Origin of the sequence: Pseudoflavonifractor phocaeensis (genome assembly GCF_021531815.1) — a bacterium.
Taxonomy (GTDB): domain Bacteria; phylum Bacillota; class Clostridia; order Oscillospirales; family Oscillospiraceae; genus Lawsonibacter; species Lawsonibacter phocaeensis_A.
Window position 1 is genome coordinate 24,129 of record NZ_JADYUM010000001.1, and the last position, 17,470, is coordinate 41,598.

The following is a 17,470-nucleotide window of genomic DNA, read 5'->3' on the forward strand; positions in this document are numbered from 1 at the left end:
ATGGCATTTGAAGGACTTTCAGAAAAACTGTCCGCAGCCTTCAAAAAGCTGCGGGGCAAGGGCCGGCTGTCCGAGGCCGACGTAAAGGAGGCCATGCGGGAGATCCGCCTGGCTCTGCTGGAGGCCGACGTCAGCTATAAGGTGGTCAAGCAGTTCATCGCCCGGGTCACCGAAAAAGCGGTGGGCGCCGACGTACTGGAGGCCCTCTCCCCTGCCCAGATGATCATCAAGATCGTCAACCAGGAACTGACCGAGCTCATGGGCGGCACCAGCACCAAGCTGACCATCGCCTCCAAGCCCCCCACGGTGGTCATGATGGTGGGCCTTCAGGGCGCCGGCAAAACCACCAACGGCGCCAAGCTGGCCGGCCTGATGAAAAAGCAGAACGGCAAGCGGCCCCTGTTGGCTGCCTGTGACATTTACCGCCCCGCCGCCATCAAGCAGTTGGAGGTAGTGGGCGAGCAGCTGGGGATCCCCGTCTTCCAGATGGGCCAGACCGACCCCGTGGACATCGCCAAAGCCGCTGTGGAGCATGCGATCAAACACGGCAACGACATGGTGTTTCTGGACACCGCAGGCCGGCTCCACGTGGATGAGGAGCTGATGGACGAGCTGCGGAACATCAAAGCCGCCGTCAATCCCACCGAGATCCTGCTGGTGGTGGACGCCATGATCGGTCAGGACGCGGTGAACGCGGCCAAGGCCTTTGACGACGCCCTGGACATCGACGGCGTGGTGCTCACCAAGCTGGACGGCGACGCCCGCGGCGGCGCGGCCCTTTCCATCAAGGCAGTCACCGGCAAGCCCATCAAGTTTGTGGGCATGGGCGAAAAGCTGGACCAGATCGAGGTCTTCCATCCCGACCGGATGGCCAGCCGCATTCTGGGCATGGGCGACATGCTCTCCCTCATTGAGAAGGCGGAGCAGTCCTTTGACCAGAAGAAAGCCCTGGAACTCCAGGAGAAGCTGCGAAAAAACAAATTCACCCTCAACGATTTTTACGACCAGATGACCCAGCTGAAAAACATGGGTTCTCTGTCTGAGATCGCCGGAATGATCCCCGGCGTGAAGGCCTCCGATCTGGAGGGGGCCACCATGGACGAAAAGCTCCTCCAGCGGATGGAGGCCATCATCCTGTCCATGACCCCCTACGAACGGGAAAACCCCGACGTTCTGAATGCCAGCCGCAAACGCCGTATCGCCGCCGGCTGCGGGCTCCAGGTGGTGGACGTCAACCGCCTGCTGAAGCAGTTTGAAATGCTCCAGGCCATGACCAAGCAGTTCTCCGGCGGCAAGATGCCCAAGAATCTGAGAAAGATGATGGGCAAAAAGGGCGGCCGGGGCATGATGCCCGGCATGGGCGGCGGAATGGGACTGCCCTTCTGACCACCGCCGCGCGCTTTGTTGGTAAAACACCCCCGTGTGTTTTCCATATATAACTTACAAATACATTTGGAGGTGAATATAAATGGTTAAAATCAGACTGCGTCGTATGGGCGCCAAGAAGGCTCCCTTCTACCGCATCGTGGTGGCTGACTCCCGCTATCCCCGTGACGGCCGTTTCATCGAGGAGATCGGCACTTACAATCCCGTTGTCAACCCCGCCGAGCTGAAGGTGGACGTGGACCGCGCTCAGGCTTGGATCAAGACCGGAGCTCAGCCCACCGAGACCGTCCGTGACCTGCTGAAAAAGGCCGGCGCGCTGTAAGGCTGGAGGTTTTACACGCAATGAAAGAGCTTCTGACCTACGTGGCCCAGAACCTGGTGGAGCACCCCGAACAGGTCTCCGTCAACGAGGTCGAGGGCGACGGAGAGACCGTTCTGGAGCTGCGGGTAGCCCCCGAGGACATGGGCAAGGTGATCGGCCGCCAGGGCCGTATTGCCAAGGAGATCCGTGTTCTGATCCGCTCTATGGCCCAGCGGTCCGGAAAACGCGTCTCTGTGGAGATCGTAGACTAAAACAAAGGCGCAGGGAGTTTTCCTGCGCCTTTGTTTTATCTGAAAAATGATATTCAGTGTGGTAAATTTTAGTTTATAGGGTTAGGAGATTTCGCCGCTGCGGTGGCGAGTGACTTTTGGAGCCATCCAAAAGTCACCAAAAGATGGCTGGGGGACGGCCAGGCCGGCCTCGGGCTGCGCCCTCCGCCGCCAACGGCCTTACCCCCGGACCCCACTACGGGAGCCCAGCGGCCCTGCGCGAAACCCAAGCCGCAAAATTTGATTTGGAACACACTGCCTTTTGCTTCGCAAAATTCGGAGGTTTTACGGGGGATCAGCAATACAGCCCGCCTCGATACAGGCAAAACCTGTTCTTGATGCTTCTTACTTCCGTGGCCCGCCGGGGCCGCCCGGTGGGCCGTGCCACTGAATCAAGTTTTGCACAACGGGGCGGGGCAGCGCAGCCAAGAATCACGCCGCACAATTCGGAAACTCAGGTGCCGGTATTCAGCGGTTGCCTGTATTCAAATTCACTCCGCTCAGGGCCGAAGGCCCGGATGGCGGGGCAGCAAAACCAGGGGATGGGCGCCGGACGTAAGGAAGGCTTTTTTGTAGGACGCCCCTTGGGGACCGGGGCCGAAGCCCCGGAGATTTTTTGGGTACTTTTGTATCTCTACAAAAGTACCTCGCCCGGGGGCGAAACATCCCTATCCCCCGTCCCGCCCGCAGGCGAAATCCTCAGAAAACTAAACTTTTCCTTTTCTCAATACAATTTACTACAACGGAGGATCACACAATGCCGGAACAATATCTGGAAGTGGGAAAAGTCACCAGCACCCACGGCGTGATGGGTGAGGTACGGGTCCAGCCTTGGGCGGACTCTCCGGAATTTCTGTGTCAATTCAAGACCCTGTACGTCGACCAGGCCCACTGGCCCATCAAGGTGGAGCGGGCCCGGGTCCACAAGAACATGGTCATCCTCAAGTTTGAGGGGATCACCGACGTGCCAAGCGCCCTGTCCATGCGCAACGCCATCCTCTATATTGACCGGGCCGACGCCAAGCTGCCCAAGGGCAGCTTCTTCCTGGCCGACCTGATGGGGCTGGAGGTCCGGGACGCCCAGTCCGGACAGGTGTTGGGCAAGATCGCCGACATCATGAACCTGCCCGCCAACAACGTCTATGTGGTCCGGGGCGGCGAACGGGAGCTGCTGATCCCCGCCGTTCCCCAATTCATTGCCGAAACCAATGTGGAGGACGGTTACCTGCGGGTCAACATGATGGAAGGACTGTAAAGCACTCGCTCGCCTGTTTTCCTATGCGCTTGGAGGTCGCCATGAGACAAGATTGGAAGCTCTTTCTCCGGCTGGGCGTCACCCTGTTTGGGCTGTTCCTGGCCATCCACTACTGGGATCCCCTCTGTCTGGCCCTCTCCCTCATGTCCGGGGCCGCTTTTCCCCTGCTGCTGGGCGGAGTCATCGCCTACGCCGTCAATATTCTGATGAGTTTTTATGAGCGGCACCTCTTTCCCGGAAATGCCGGACCCGCCGTCAAGCTTCGGCGGCCAGTCTGTCTGCTGCTGGCCTTTGCCAGCCTGGCCGCTCTGGTGGTGCTCATTGTCCGGATGATTTTGCCTGAACTGGTCCAGTGCGTGGGTCTGCTGTTTCAAAAGGCCGCTCCCCTGGCGGAGGAGCTGGGGATGCTGCTGAACAAGAATCTGGACCTGTCCCAGCTTCTCAACTCCTACGGCGCCGCTCTCACCGACGGCACCGTGGATTGGAAGGAGGCCCTGTCCACTGCCCTCAAATGGCTGGGCCAGGGGCTGGGAGGCGTCATGGGGTCCGTTCTGTCCCTGTTCTCCTCCCTGTTTTCCGCCGCCTTCACCGCCATCGTCAGCCTGATCTTCTCCATCTACCTGTTGACCGGAAAGGAACGGCTGAGCCGTCAAGCTTCTCTGCTCCTCCGGACCTACCTGAAGCCCCGCTGGTATGAGCGGATGATGTACTTTCTTCAGACACTGGACAACTGCTTCCGCCGGTTCCTGGTGGGCCAGTGCACCGAGGCGGTGATCCTGGGCCTGCTGTGCATGGGCGGCATGCTACTGTTCCGCTTCCCTTACGCCACCATGGTGGGCGCTCTTATCGGCTTTACCGCCCTCATCCCCGTAGCCGGAGCCTACATCGGCGCGGGAGTGGGTGCTTTCATGATCTTTACCGTCTCCCCTGTCCAAGCCCTGCTGTTTTTGGTGTTCATTGTGGTCCTCCAGCAGCTGGAGGGCAACCTAATCTATCCTAAGGTAGTAGGGTCCTCCATCGGCCTGCCCGGCATCTGGGTGCTGGCCGCCGTCACCGTGGGAGGCGGCATCCTGGGCATCTTTGGCATGCTGTTGGCTGTCCCCCTGGCCGCCGCCTGCTACCAGATGGTGCGCGAGGATGTAAAGCGCCGCACCCCTCCGGCGTCCGCCGGAGAGGCCGGCAGCCCGGACCAGGAATAAAAAACGTCCCTTCTCCCGCCGCATTGAGCGGAGGAGAAGGGACATGTTTTATGTATCCTCAGGCGCTTCATCTGGAATTTTTTTCTTCCCGCGCAGGGAATCCCACTGGGAGAGAAGCAGGCCCAGCATGGTAAGTGCCGCGCCGCCCAGGGAGGCCGGCGTCATGGACTCATGGAGGACAAGGGCTGAGCAGATCAGGGTAATGACCGGGGTGAGATAGAGATATACTGCGGTCTTGACCGCTCCCAGAGCGCCCACGGCAAAGCCCCAGGTAACAAAGCACAGGGCGCAGGCCCCAATGCCCAGATAGAGGAAGGTGCCTGTATAGAGGGGGTCCACGAAGCGCTCCAGCCCCCACCGGAAATCCATGAGGGCCGCGGCTGGGACCATGAATACCAGACCGTAGAGGAAGGTACGCCGGGTGGTTTGAAGCACGGAGTAGCCGAAGGTCCCGATATGCCGTACCAGCAGGGAATACACCCCCCACATGGCCGCCGCGCCCAGAGCCAACAGATCTCCCCGCCAGTCCAGGGACACCTCCGCCAGGCTGGGAAAGCTGATCAGGCAGATACCCGCCATGGCGGTCACAAAGCCCAGGAAAAACCAGCCGCTGGGACGGCCATCCTCCCGGCCCGTCCACCAGGCAAACAAGGCGGTGAACAGCGGGGCGGCGGTAACGATGACCCCCACATTGGCAGCTGTGGTATAGGACAGGGCCACATTCTCCATCAGGTAATAGAGGCAGGCTCCGGTCAAGCCGGCGGCGGCAAAGGCCAGTTCCTGCCGCCGGTTCCGCACCCGCAGCAGATGGGGACAGGCCACGAACAAGGCCGCCACCCCCAGCAGGAAACGGAACACCAGGATCTCCACCGGCGCAAAGGCCCGCAGCAGGATCTTGGTGGCAATAAAGGTGGTGCCCCAGTTTAAAACCGTAAACAGGGCGGCCAGATGGCCCAGAGCCCGTTTTTCCATATCGGGATCCTCTCCTAAAGCAAAAAATCAAGGTCCGGACCCGCTTACGCGGTCCGGACCTCCGGTCTCAGATGCGCTCTGTCAGCAGACAAAAGCCAGTATACACGCTTTTTCTGGAAAAAGCTAGGCCCTGTGGAAAAATTGCCCCACGGGCACAGCTCCTCCTCAGCCCTCCTGCTTCGGCGCGGACAGGCCCGCCGCCGCCAGGATCAGGTCGGGACACCGCTCCACCCCCAGGGCCCCGCTGTCCAGGGACAGGTGGTAGTTCTGGCACACGCCCCAGTCCCGCCCGGTGTAGTGCTTATAGTTCACCCGGCGCTTCTTGTCCTTCTCCTGGAGCCGCTGCTCCGGGCTGCGCTCCGACTCTCCGTACAGGCGGACAATGCGCTCCGCCCGGAACGCCATGGGGGCGTGAACAAAGACATGGAAGCTGTCCTCCCGCTCCCTCAGGATATAGTCTGCGCAGCGGCCCACGATCACACAGCTGCCCTTCTCCGCCAGTTCCAGGATCACATCCCGCTGCATGCACCACAAAAAGTCGGAAGCGGACATGCCCCGCATGACTCCCGGCGTCCCCTGCCCCGAAAGGGCATAGGAGAGGATGCTCTTGGTGGCGGCAAACTCACCCCGGTCCTCGATGAATGCGGGATCAAAGCCCGTCTTGGCCGCCACCTCCTTGACCAGTTCCTTGTCGTAATAGCTCCAGCCCAGGCGCTGGGCCAGTTCCTTGGCAATACTCCGGCCGCCGCTGCCAAATTCACGGCTGACGGTGATCACTTTTTTCTCCATAAAAATTCCTCCTTGCCGGCCTTTCCGGCTCAGACTTGCTCCATTGCCTCCACCCGGCGGCAGATATAGTCCTTCACCTGATCCGGCGGGATGTCCAGGGCGGCGGCCAGCTCCCCGTGGAGCATCTCCTCCGCCCGTTTAAAGGTCCGTTCATCTACCTGGCCCAGGCGGCGGCCCCGCCGTCCCTTGGCGTAGATAGCCCGGATCAGCCGTACCAAATCCACACAGTCGTAGCTTTTCAGCAGAGACTGATAGTGTTCGTTGAGCAGCCGGGGATTGTTGTTCTCATAGACCTCCTCCGGAATCTCAGGGATGCGGTCGATCAGCGCCTCCGCCTCCTCCCGGGTCATTACGGGACGAATGGAGACGTTGGTGTCCACCGGGATAAAGATCTTGCCCGCTCCGTACAGGGGCGTCAATGTGTAGTAATCCGTCCCCTTCTGAGCACCCCGCATCTCCAGCGGACCGATGGCCGCCACACGGCAGACGCCCTCCGCGCCATAGACCACCAGTTCTCCTACCTGATACATTCCTGACCGCACCTCCCGCAAGATTTCTCCAATCAATACAGCAGCGCACGGCTCACACAGTTCCCAAAAGAGGGTACGATCCTGCAAACCGCACGCTGTTCCCTCTTAAATATAGCACATTTTCCAGAAAAATGTAAGCAAAATTTTAAAGGTGCACTCCGGTCAGGCCTTTTCCCGGCCGGCTGCGATCTCCCGCTTCAGCTGCCGGTCCGTCTGGACGATGATAATGACCGAGGCGACAAAGGCCACCGCGTCGGACACCGGCATGGAATAGAGGACCCCCATCAGGCCGAATTTTCGGGGCAGCAGCATGACCAGGGGTACCGCCAAAATCACTTCCCGGAACAGAGACAGGAAGGTAGACTGGATCGGCTTACCGAGGGACTGAAGGAAGATAAACGCCGCCTTGTTCACACAGGCCAAAATAATCAGACACAGGTAGATGCGGAAGGTGAGAACGGCGAACTGCTCATACAGCTCGCTCTCGCTGCCGAACAGTCCGATCAGCTGCAGGGGGAAGAGTTCCACCACCGCGAAGGCTGCGACACCCAGGATAGTCTCAGCGGTCAGCAACTTCCACATCAGTTCCCGGACCCGCTCAAAACGCCGGGCACCGAAGTTGAAACCCACCACGGGGATACAGCCGGCTGCCATTCCGATGACGATGGAGATCACGATCTGGAACACCTTCATCACGATGCCCAACACCGTCAGGGGAATATCCTCTCCGTAGATGGACCGGCCTCCGTAGAGCCGCAGCATGTTGTTGGTTGTCGCCATGGCGACCACCAGAGAGATCTGACTGAGAAAGCTGCAGAACCCCAGTGGAATGAACTTGGCCATCAGCGAAGGACGGAGCGTGAAGCTGGGGCGGTCCAACTTTACCAACTTCATCCGGAACAGATACCACAGGGCCAGGGCCGCTGTGATGACCTGCCCCGCCACCGTGGCGATAGCCGCGCCCTTGACCCCCCAGCCCAGCACGAAGATGGCGATGGGGTCCAGGATCACGTTGGCCACTGCGCCCGCCAGGGTGGATGCCATGGCGAAGCGGGGACTGCCGTCAGAGCGGATGATCGGGTTCATGGTCTGGCCGAACATGTAAAAGGGGATGCCCATGCCGATCCAGGTAAAGTAATCCCAGGCGCAGGCGAAGTTACTCTCCGTGGCTCCAAAGAGCCACAAAATAGGCTCCCGGCCCGCCAGGTAGACGGCCGCCAGGATCAGTCCGCTGGCCAGTGCCAGCACCACCGCGTTGCCCACGGTACGGCGGGCGTGCTCCTGGTCTCCCCGTCCCAGGCTGATGCTGACGAAGGAACAGGCGCCGTCCCCGATCATGGTGGCCACGGCCAGCGCCGCCACTGTCAGGGGGAAGACCACGTTGGTGGCCCCGTTGCCCAGCATGCCCACGCCCCAGCCGATGAAGATCTGGTCCACAATGTTGTAAAGGGCAGCCACCAGCAGGGAGATGACGCAGGGGACCGCGAACTTCAGCATCAGCCGTCCCACCCGCTCGGTGGCTAAAAATTGACTGTTTTCTTGTTCCATACTTTGACTTTCCTCCTAAGAACAAAATGCCGCATAAAAAAAGAAATGCGTAAGTCCGGTCTGGACTTACGCATTTCTGCTACGCAACGGTTATATTTTAGGCTGAAAAGTTGGATTTGTCAAGTTTTCTTCTGAAAACTCTCCTTTCCCTTTGCACGGATGTATGTTATTTCTGCACGCCCCCGCCGAAACAGGCTATCTTCTCTGACAGCGCCTTTCCAGCCGTTTGACAAACCGGAATTTGTTATTGTCTCAATTCTCTTAATAACTCTTCTGCAGTTGTCCCAAAGAGTTTTGCCAGTGCAGAGAGATTTGAAGTACTGGGATCAGAAGCACCGCTTTCCCATTTCGAAATGGCCTGTCTGCTAACGCCAAGCGCTTCAGCTACAAACTCTTGAGTCATTTGGCACTCCATTCGGTGTCGCTTTATGACCTCCCCAAGGGATTTTGCAATCTCCGTCTTTTCCTTTCTTACAGTTTCTGATTTGAGATATTTCCGCAATGCCTTTATCAAAAGTAAATTAACGCCAAAATTATTGCAAGATAAACAGGAAACACAAGTAAAATAGGTAATCTAAAAAACATATTTTCAACCTCATTTTTACTGTGATTATACTAATTCTTCTTCAGTTGCTCTACCAACTATTGCGCAACTTTGGGTTACAGGGCAATTTCTACAGAAAAACAACTTTCGATTGATCGAGTTTATCATACCATGCCATGAAACTATGTGTAACAAAGATCGTTGATGAAACCGCCGAAGTTTCCGGCATCCGTTCAAAAGGGAAAAGGCAGTCTGAAGGATCCCGTTGCAAAAGCTTGATTTTTGCTTTCCCTCCCCATGGTCCAGATCCGCATTGTAATTTTCAGGGAATTTGGTATAATATAACCCACAGTTCCCTTGGAAGACCGGGCAACACAGGGTTCCCGGCCGAAGTGGAGGTATTATGAGACTGCAAGGCGCGATCTTTGATCTTGAAGGTGCCGTGTTGGACAGGGAAGGTTCTCCCCTGCCCGGGCTGGAGCCTTTCCTTTCCCTGATGAAGGTGGAGGATGTGTGGATGTACCTGGTCACCGGCGGGCCCTCCGCCCTGGCCCAGCAGACATTGGAGGCCAACGGCCTCTCCGCCTTTTTCCGCGGCATCCTGTCCGCCCCCGAGCAGGGCATCGGCCTCCAGCAGCCCGGCATCTATGAAAAGGCGGTGCGGCGGCTGCGGACCGCTCTGCCCGCCACAGCGGTTTTTACCGCCCGGGGAGACATGGCCGCCGTGTTGAAGGCCGCGGGTTTTCCCGTGGTCCTGGTGGGCACGGGCCACGCCCCAGAGGCCCGGGACCTTGCGGACGAGACGGTACCGGACTACGGCGCCATGGTCCGCAGCTCTGGTAATTGATTTCTCCCGCCAGATTGCCCCTGTCCCGGAGCATGTCAGGCGTCTGACCTTTATCCGCACTCAGGCAATTTTGTCAGCAAGGGAATATACTTTACATTGAAGCGAGGTGCGTTCCATTCTATGAACGAGATCGGTATTATGGAGGTGGGCGGCTTCCGGGTGGGCCACGCCCAGAACGTGGAGGCCGCCACCGGCTGCACTGTGATCCTATGCGACCGGATGAGTCCCGCCGGACTGGACGTCCGGGGCGGCGGCCCCGCTTCCCGGGAGTCCCAGATCCTGAATCCGGTGGCCAATGCCGAGGGCATCAACGCGGTGCTCCTCTCCGGAGGCAGCGCCTTCGGCCTGGACTCCGCCGGCGGAGTGCAGAAATATCTGGAGGAGCGGGACATCGGCTTTGACGTGGGAGTCACCAAGGTCCCTCTGGTCAGCCAGTCCTGCCTCTTTGACCTGTCGGTGGGCAGCAAAGACATCCGTCCCGACGCCGCCATGGCCTATGCCGCCTGCGAAAACGCCAGCGCGGCCGCCCCCGCTGAGGGCAACGTGGGGGCCGGCACCGGCTGCTCCGTGGGCAAGTACCGCGGAATTGACCGGGCCATGAAGTCCGGCTTCGGCACCTACGCCCTCCAGGCCGGGGCCCTGAAGGTGGGCGCCCTGGTGGCTGTCAACGCCCTGGGTGACATCTATGGACCCGACGGCCGGCAGGTGGCCGGACTGCTGGACCCGGAGCGGACCGGCCTGGCCAGCACCTTGGACGAGCTGTTCCGTGACGTCACCCTGGCGGAGAACCTCTTTACCGGGAACACCACCCTTGGCGTGATCGTCACCAACGCCAGGTTCCAGAAAACGCAGCTGACCAAGATCGCCGGCATGACCCACAACGGCTACGCCCGGGCCATCCGCCCGGTCCACACCACCGCCGACGGCGACAGCATCTACGCCCTGTCGGTGGGACAGGTCCCCGGTGACCTCAACGTGGTGGGAGCCATGGCCGCCCTGGCCATGGAGCGGGCCATTCTCCGTGCGGTGCAGTCCGCCCGTTCCGCCTACGGCCTGCCCGGTTGGGAAGCCATTCACGGCGATTGACCTTTTCAATCAACTTATCGCAGGGCCTGTGAGGGGGCAAACTTTCCGGCCCCCTTCCACGAAAACACCCCGGAGACGGCGCAAGCCGTTTCCGGGGTGTTTTTCGCTCTGTATTTAGCCCCACAAACTGGTCAGCATGGGGATGATCTGTTTCTTCCGGGAGAGGATCTTGGGCAGGAAAGCGCAATTGTCCTCCTTGCTGCGGATATTGAACGCCTGACGGACGTTATCCTCATCCCCCACGAACAGCAACTGCGTGCCGTCCAGCAGCACATCGGTGATCATCAGCAGCACCATATCCAGCTTGTTCCTCCGGCGGTTTTCCCGCATGGCCGCCAGGAACTCGTCCCGGCGCTTCAGCAGCCGCTCAGAGTCCATGCAGGTGATCTGGCTCACCGCAAGGTTGTGGCCGGCAATATGGAACTCCTTATAATCGGTGCCCAGCATGGCCTCTACCGTTTTGTCATCGCCGCAGGTGGCGGAGAAGATGGCCTGTCCCAGCTCCTCCAGGGAGACATTGGCGATCCGGGCCATCCGGTTGGCCACGTCGATGTCCCGCTGGGTGCAGGTGGGAGATTTGAACATGACGGTATCGGACACGATGGCCGCCGCCATGAGGCCTGCCATGGTCTCGCTGGGCATCAAGCCTTTCTCCTGATACATCCCGGCCACGATGGTGTTGGTACTGCCCACGGGCTCGTTACGGACGTAGATGGGGTTCTTGGTCTCGATGTCGGCCAGGCGGTGGTGGTCCACGATCTCCAGGATCTCCGCCTGGTCCAGGCCGGCCACCGACTGGGCCAGTTCGTTGTGGTCCATGAGGATGACACGCTTCCGGCGGGGCCGCAGCAGGTGGAACCGTGACAGCATGCCTACCACCCGCTCGTTTTCATCCAGAATGGGGTAGGCACGGAAACGGCTCTCCAACACCTTGTTCTTTACGTCGTCGATGTAATCCTCCAAGTGGAAGTACACTAGGTCCTGGCGCTTGCAGATGCCGCTGATGGGCATGGCCTGACAGATCAGGCGCACCACCCGGTAGGCATCAAAGGGAGTGGAGATGATGCAGGTTTCCGTCTCCATCTCCAACAGCTCCTGGCACACCTCCGCCTGGCAGACGATGACGCAGTTCACATTCAGCTCCAGCGCCCGGCGGATCATATCGGGCTGGTCGCCGCAGACCACGATGCTGTCCCGGCGGGAAAAAATCAGATTCTCCCGGCCGGTGGGCAGGGCAATGGTCACCTCGCCGGCGATGACGTCCCGCATCTCGCCGCTCTTGTTCAGGATCCTGCCCTCCAGCACGGACAGCAGGTTATAGACGGGGATCCCCTTGATGTAGGGGTCGCTCACGGAGGCCACGTCGCTGCTGGCAATGTCGCCCGCTGAGATCATGCCGTACAGGGTGCCGTCCTCGTTGCCTACGGGGAGAACAGAGATCTTATCCGCCTGCATGGTCTGCCAGGCACGGCTGATGGTGGCGCCCGGGGACAACAGCGGCGGCGTATCATAGTCCAGGTCCTGGACCTGGGTGCGCAGGTTGGTGATCAGCTGGGGAGGCTGCACCCCAAACCGTTCCAGAACGGCCTGGGTCTCGTCGCTGATCTGCCCCAACCGTGCCGCCTGGTACCGGCGGTCTCCCAGGGCATTTTTCAGCGCGGCGTAAGCCATGGCCGACACGATGGAATCGGTATCCGGGTTGCGGTGTCCGGTGATATAGATCGTATCCATCAATCTTCTCCTTCAAGTCGTCCGCCGCGGCGAAGCCGGGCCGGAAAAAGCGAACGTGTTTGCTTTAGTATAAATCCTTCTTCCGAACTTGGCAAGGAAAACCTGGAAACCTCTCCGGATTCCTGAAAAGTCTCCGGCAAATAGAAAAGGACCACCGGCAGGCCGGTGGTCCTTCTTTTTACAACATTTCGCAGAAGCTCTGGATGCGGGTGCGGATCTGCTCGAAGCTGCCGACCTGCTGGTCGATGCTGACGGCCACGGTGTGGTACCCGGCGTCATGCAGATCGTTCTCGTACCAGGGCTGGTCGTACTCCTCCGGGTCGCAGAACTTCATCATGCAGGAGATAACGCCCTGGGCGCCGGTCTCCTGGCACATCTTGACCAGCATGGCCCCTCTGGGCTTGCCCAGCTCATGGATCAGGCTGCAGCCGTAGCGCTCATTCCACTGCAGGGCCAGACGCTTCAGACCGCCGCCGCCCTTCTCAGGGGTATCGGCGCGGTACTGGCGGGACTCCTGAGCCAGGTCGTCGGCCACAACGGCCACCTGGTTCTCAGACAGAATGTCCAGGATCTGGTCAGGTTCACAGGTGATGCCGGCCAGCACCACCTTGGGCCCGGTCCAATGGCAGACAGGCAGCTTCTCCAGCTCCTCCACGATCTCGCGGACGATGGCGGTGTGCTCGCCCTTCTCATAGAAGAAGGCGCTCTTGAACACGGCGTGGCGGACCTTGGGGGTGATAACGTCCAGATGGTCGTTGGCCACCTGGGCGAACCGGCGCATGATGGCGTTATGCTCGTTATAGATGTTGATGGACCGGCACAGGGCGGCCTCATTCATCATGTTCCCGGTGATGGTGGTCAGCATGGTCAGCACAGTTTCAAACTCGCTGATCAGGTAGTCCACACTGGCGGGAGACTTGCGGTTCTGGGGGTAGACGATGGGGATCATAGGGATGGACTTCACGCCGAACCGCCAGTTCTGGGTCATGCACCGCAGGGTGTCACAGATGGCGGGAATGATCACAGCGGACAGACCCTCATAGGTCCCGTTCAGCCCGAACTCCATATCAGACTGCATGATGGGACAGGCGAAGGCAGGCAGATAGCTCTTGGCCAGCTTCGGCTCCACCTGGCCGCCCCAAAGCCCCATGGGGATCATGCCGGAAGCGTGGACCAACTCCTCCGGGGTATAGGGCGGGAAGCAGCCCACCACTTTCTTTCCCTGGGCCAGATAGTAGTCCAGACGGGCCTTCGGATTATCACAGGCCGCCTTCAGCAGCGCCAGATTTTCCTTCAGATCAGCCATTGTTCTTCGCCTCCTTGTTCTGCTTCATGACTTCCACCAGGCCCTGGATCCGCGTCTCAAACTGGGCCTCGCTGTAGTTGCGGTAGTCCGCCTGATCGCCGTCGAAGGAGGTGAAGGGTACGCCGGCCAGTTCAGACAGCTGGCGCTGGACCTCCATCATCTGGCAGTCCATGACCTTACAGCTGCGGTTGACGTGGTAGATGGTGCCGTCGCAGTCAAACTGCCGGAGGGCCTCCAGGCGGCGGGACAGCATGGTGGTCAGGTTATCGCCGTTGGTGGAGGCAAAGCAGTAGGCCCGGGCCATGCCGTCCAGGTCCTCGTAGTTGATGGCCCACGCCTTGCCGTAGCTGGAGGCCACCATGTTGATGCCGTACTTCTTCAGGGTGCGCAGGTTATGGCTCAGGAAGGGCCAGCAGGCGATGCCGTCCCAGGAGACACGGTACTCCTGCTCCACAGGGAAAGTGGAAGTCCCATTCTTGATGCTCTCCTCCATCTCGGCGTTCAGCTGCTCCATGATGGCGGTGGTGGATTCCTTGCCCCGGTTGCACACCATGGCGGACATGTAGTTGAACAGCTCGAAGCCGCCGATGGGGGCGGGCTTGTGGTCCAGCAGGCCGTTAGCCCGCTCCCACAGATAGCTGTTGCGCTGGGAGATCTCCATGATCTTCTTGAACCGCTCATCGTCCCAGGTCTTCCCGGTGAACTCACACAGATCCTTGATCAGCTGGTCGATCTGGGCCCGGACATAGCGCACCCGGGTCTCCGTGACGTAGTCGAAGGGGTTATAGCAGGTATCGATGAAGAAAACGGGGATGTCCAGCTGGCGGGCCAGGTTCTCATACCACTTGGTCAGCTGGTTGCAGATGTTGTTGGTCAGCAGCAGGAAGTCGGGCTTGACCATCTTGCCGCCGTCGGGCAGCTCCACCTCACTCTCGCCGTTGAGGACGGCGGCGTAGGCCAGATTCAACTTGGCGTAAGCGCACAGGTCGTTGGAATATCCCAGGGCGCCTTCGCACTCCTGGAGGAAGGGATCGGCCTGGTGGCGGGCGGCAATACCGGCGGCGTGGTTTTCAGGATACAGCACGTTCAGCCCCAGGGTCTCAGCGATCTCCTGGGGGAAGATGGAGGCGGACCAGCCTACCTTCTCTCCCCGCTCTTTGGCCAGACGGGCATTCTCAAACAGGGCGGCGGTCTGTTCCCCGATCATGATCATGGACTTGGGCTTGGGACGCTTGGGCTTTGGCGCGGGAGCGGCGGTGGCTTCCACGTTGGCAACAGGTTCACTCATCAGGTTCTGACCTTCTCTCAAAAAATTTTCAGAATACACGCGGGAGGATCAACGGATCTCCTGCTTTTCGTACATGTCGGCGATCTTCTCCTTGGAATACCCCAGCTCGGCCAGGACCTCGGCGGTGTCGGCGCCGATCTCCCGGGAAGGCTTGTACTCAAACTGCTCCGGGTCCACGGAAGCGAAGTGAACGGGACCATTCACAAACACCGTCTTGGTGCCGTCCGAATACTCATGCTTGTGGACATAGTGGTTGGCAATGGCCTGGGGATCGTCGGGCACGTCCTTGAAGTGCCGCAGCACCTCATGGGGCAGGTCATGCTCCTCCAGTACCTTGTCCCAGTAGGCCACGGGGTGCTGGGCAAACACCTTGTCAAAGATGTGGGTCAGCTCGGTCTTATTGGCGTAATAGGCCGCGGGAGTGGAGTACTTGGGGTCGGTGGCGATCTCTGGCATTCCAATGAGGGCGCAGAACTCGGGGAAGCGGCGGAAGTCGATGACGGCCAGGTAGAGCCACTCGCCGTCGGAGCCCTGGTATGTATTGCTGCCGGCGTGTCCGCAGTCATAGCGGTCACGGGGGAGCTTGCGGCCATTGAAGCCGTTCAGGATACCGGTGCTGCCGATAAAGGCGCCGATCTGGAGCAGGGACACGTCCACCTTATCGCCCACACCGGTCTTCTCCCGGCGGTACAGGGCGGCGGCGATACCGCCGGACATGGCCACGGCCACACTGTGGTCGCCTACGCCGCCGATGGGGACCAGAGGACCGGCGCCTGCGGGGGGCAGGTCGGCCATCAGTCCGGAGCGGGAGAAGAAGGCGGTATAGTCATAGCCGGGGCGGTCCTTATCCGGACCCTTGTCGCCGTATCCCAGCACATGGGCGTGGATCAGGCGGGGGAATCTTTCCTTCACCTGCTCATAGGCCAGGCCCATGCCCTCCAGAGCCTGGGTGCGGTAATTGGTAATCAGAACGTCGGCATTCTCCAGCAGCTTCATCATGGCGTCGTGTCCCTCTTTGGTGCGCAGATTCAGAGAGACAAAGCGCTTGTTCAGGTTCTGCATGTCGAAGTTGGGGTTGGCATCCTTGGTGCAGGGAGACATGGTGGTTCCGGCTTGCTTACGCCAGGCGTCTCCGTTCATGGACTCCACCTTGATGACGTCAGCGCCCCACTCGGCCAGAATACGGGCGGTCATGGGACCGGCCAGCATCGTGGACAGCTCGATGACACGAATACCTTCCATGGGTTTCATAATCAATAATCCTCCTCAAACCTTACAGTTTATTCAACAAATCCATATGGGCGGGATCAGCGGCCCTTGAACTGGGCGGGACGCTTCTCCAGGAAAGCCGCGGTGCCCTCTTTCCGGTCATCGGTGCTCAGGGCGATGGTCTGGGCCATGCGCTCCATCATCAGGCCGGTGGCCATGTCCGTGTTGCTGCCCATGTTGATACAGATCTTGGCCATGGAGACGGCCACGGGACCCTTGGTCATGATCTGTCTGGCCAAGGCCTCCGCCTCCGCCATCACGGCCTCGCGGGTATCCTCCGTCACCCGGTTCACCAGACCGATCTCCTTGGCCTCCTCGGCAGTGATGATGGCACCGGAGAAGATCAGTTCCTTCGCCTTGCCCGGGCCGACCAGGCGGACCAGGCGCTGGGTGCCACCGGCGCCGGGGATCAGGCCCAGGTTGACCTCAGGCTGTCCGAACTTGGATCGCCGGGTGGCAATGCGGATGTCACAGGCCAGGGCCAACTCACAGCCGCCGCCCAGGGCGTAGCCGTTGATGGCACAGATCACGGGCTTGGCCAGATCTTCCAGTTCCTTCAGCGCGATGGTAGCGGTGCCGACCATCTGGACCATGTGGTCCCGGTCGTGAAGTTCCCGGATATCCGCGCCGCTGGCCAGGGCCTTGTCCCCGGCTCCGGTCACGATCACCACTTTGACGGAATCGTCCTCCCGGGCGCAGCGGACCGCCGCGCTGATGTCCCGCCACATTTCAGGCGTCAACGCGTTCCGGGCCTCCGGCCTGTTCAGCGTCAAATACAGAATACCCTCCTTATTCTCATATAAAACATTTTCAAAGTTCATAGTAGCACCGTCTTTCTCCTTCTTGATTCAGCGTTTCATGGAGCTATATGCCAAATCTTCTCTTTCATCTAAGCAAGCAAAAATCATGCCAATTTCCCCTCGTTCCTCTCTCCCGCTCCCCTCTGCCGCGATTTCTTCCAGCCCTCTCTTTACAGCCCGAAACACCGCTTGTGCTTCTCCTGTCCCGGTCCGGAATCTTTCCGGCCGTGCCGCCCGCTTCTGCCTCCCTCCCCCGGGTCATTTCCTCATGGAAAACCATGGGAAATCACCCCGCCGCAGCTATATGCCACACCTGTTAAATAAAAACA

At 59.8% G+C, this 17,470-nt stretch carries 17 protein-coding genes; 7 read left to right on the forward strand and 10 right to left on the reverse strand.

Annotation, left to right across the window (positions count from 1 at the left end):
• From ffh to I6E42_RS00115, 5 genes are all read left to right on the forward strand, one after another.
• The gene (gene ffh, locus I6E42_RS00095; RefSeq protein ID WP_235369669.1) at positions 1 to 1,386 is read left to right on the forward strand and encodes a signal recognition particle protein; all 1,386 of its coding nucleotides are present in this window, start codon (positions 1 to 3) and stop codon (positions 1,384 to 1,386) included.
• An 82-nt stretch (positions 1,387 to 1,468) separates the two neighbouring features.
• Positions 1,469 to 1,708: a 30S ribosomal protein S16 gene (gene rpsP / locus I6E42_RS00100; protein WP_008980139.1), complete on the forward strand. Its 240-nt coding sequence runs from the start codon at positions 1,469 to 1,471 to the stop codon at positions 1,706 to 1,708.
• Positions 1,709 to 1,728: 20 nt separating this feature from the next.
• The gene (locus I6E42_RS00105; RefSeq protein WP_235369670.1) at positions 1,729 to 1,959 is read left to right on the forward strand and encodes a KH domain-containing protein; all 231 of its coding nucleotides are present in this window, start codon (positions 1,729 to 1,731) and stop codon (positions 1,957 to 1,959) included.
• A 775-nt stretch (positions 1,960 to 2,734) separates the two neighbouring features.
• The gene (gene rimM / locus I6E42_RS00110) at positions 2,735 to 3,232 is read left to right on the forward strand and encodes a ribosome maturation factor RimM (RefSeq protein WP_235369671.1); all 498 of its coding nucleotides are present in this window, start codon (positions 2,735 to 2,737) and stop codon (positions 3,230 to 3,232) included.
• A 41-nt stretch (positions 3,233 to 3,273) separates the two neighbouring features.
• Entirely contained in the window at positions 3,274 to 4,431 is a 1,158-nt protein-coding gene (locus tag I6E42_RS00115) for an AI-2E family transporter (protein WP_235369672.1), read from the forward strand.
• Between the two features lie 48 nt (positions 4,432 to 4,479).
• On the opposite strand, the gene I6E42_RS00120 is transcribed toward I6E42_RS00115, so the two are convergent.
• The 5 genes from I6E42_RS00120 to I6E42_RS12950 form a co-directional block, all read right to left on the reverse strand.
• Entirely contained in the window at positions 4,480 to 5,403 is a 924-nt protein-coding gene (locus tag I6E42_RS00120; protein ID WP_235369673.1) for a DMT family transporter, read from the reverse strand.
• A gap of 165 nt (positions 5,404 to 5,568) precedes the next feature.
• Positions 5,569 to 6,192 carry a cytidylate kinase-like family protein gene (locus I6E42_RS00125; RefSeq protein ID WP_235369674.1) on the reverse strand — a complete coding sequence of 208 codons (624 nt, stop codon included), beginning with the start codon at positions 6,190 to 6,192 and terminating at the stop codon, positions 5,569 to 5,571.
• A gap of 29 nt (positions 6,193 to 6,221) precedes the next feature.
• Positions 6,222 to 6,722: a CarD family transcriptional regulator gene (locus I6E42_RS00130; RefSeq protein ID WP_235369675.1), complete on the reverse strand. Its 501-nt coding sequence runs from the start codon at positions 6,720 to 6,722 to the stop codon at positions 6,222 to 6,224.
• Between the two features lie 162 nt (positions 6,723 to 6,884).
• Positions 6,885 to 8,270 (reverse strand): MATE family efflux transporter, encoded by a 1,386-nt coding sequence (locus tag I6E42_RS00135; RefSeq protein WP_235369676.1) that lies wholly within the window; start codon positions 8,268 to 8,270, stop codon positions 6,885 to 6,887.
• 244 nt (positions 8,271 to 8,514) lie between these two features.
• Positions 8,515 to 8,673, reverse strand: a complete 159-nt coding sequence (locus I6E42_RS12950) for a helix-turn-helix transcriptional regulator (protein ID WP_328284064.1) — start codon at positions 8,671 to 8,673, stop codon at positions 8,515 to 8,517.
• Positions 8,674 to 9,217: 544 nt separating this feature from the next.
• Here I6E42_RS12950 and I6E42_RS00145 point away from each other — a divergent pair.
• Together I6E42_RS00145 and I6E42_RS00150 are read left to right on the forward strand one after the other, a co-directional pair.
• Positions 9,218 to 9,661 (forward strand): HAD family hydrolase, encoded by a 444-nt coding sequence (locus I6E42_RS00145; protein ID WP_235369677.1) that lies wholly within the window; start codon positions 9,218 to 9,220, stop codon positions 9,659 to 9,661.
• Positions 9,662 to 9,781: 120 nt separating this feature from the next.
• Complete coding sequence (locus I6E42_RS00150; RefSeq protein ID WP_235369678.1) at positions 9,782 to 10,747, forward strand: P1 family peptidase; 966 nt, start codon at positions 9,782 to 9,784, stop codon at positions 10,745 to 10,747.
• Between the two features lie 114 nt (positions 10,748 to 10,861).
• On the opposite strand, the gene I6E42_RS00155 is transcribed toward I6E42_RS00150, so the two are convergent.
• From I6E42_RS00155 to I6E42_RS00175, 5 genes are all read right to left on the reverse strand, one after another.
• Positions 10,862 to 12,478: a putative manganese-dependent inorganic diphosphatase gene (locus tag I6E42_RS00155; RefSeq protein WP_235369679.1), complete on the reverse strand. Its 1,617-nt coding sequence runs from the start codon at positions 12,476 to 12,478 to the stop codon at positions 10,862 to 10,864.
• A gap of 178 nt (positions 12,479 to 12,656) precedes the next feature.
• Positions 12,657 to 13,784: a 2-hydroxyacyl-CoA dehydratase subunit D gene (locus tag I6E42_RS00160; RefSeq protein WP_235369680.1), complete on the reverse strand. Its 1,128-nt coding sequence runs from the start codon at positions 13,782 to 13,784 to the stop codon at positions 12,657 to 12,659.
• On the reverse strand, positions 13,777 to 15,072 hold the full coding sequence (locus I6E42_RS00165; protein ID WP_268841820.1) for a 2-hydroxyacyl-CoA dehydratase subunit D: 1,296 nt from the start codon (positions 15,070 to 15,072) through the stop codon (positions 13,777 to 13,779). The genes I6E42_RS00160 and I6E42_RS00165 overlap by 8 nt, the downstream gene beginning before the upstream one ends.
• Positions 15,073 to 15,120: 48 nt before the next feature.
• Positions 15,121 to 16,323, reverse strand: a complete 1,203-nt coding sequence (locus tag I6E42_RS00170; protein WP_235369681.1) for a CaiB/BaiF CoA transferase family protein — start codon at positions 16,321 to 16,323, stop codon at positions 15,121 to 15,123.
• 56 nt (positions 16,324 to 16,379) lie between these two features.
• Entirely contained in the window at positions 16,380 to 17,162 is a 783-nt protein-coding gene (locus I6E42_RS00175; protein ID WP_235369682.1) for an enoyl-CoA hydratase/isomerase family protein, read from the reverse strand.
• Positions 17,163 to 17,470 lie beyond the last annotated feature (308 nt).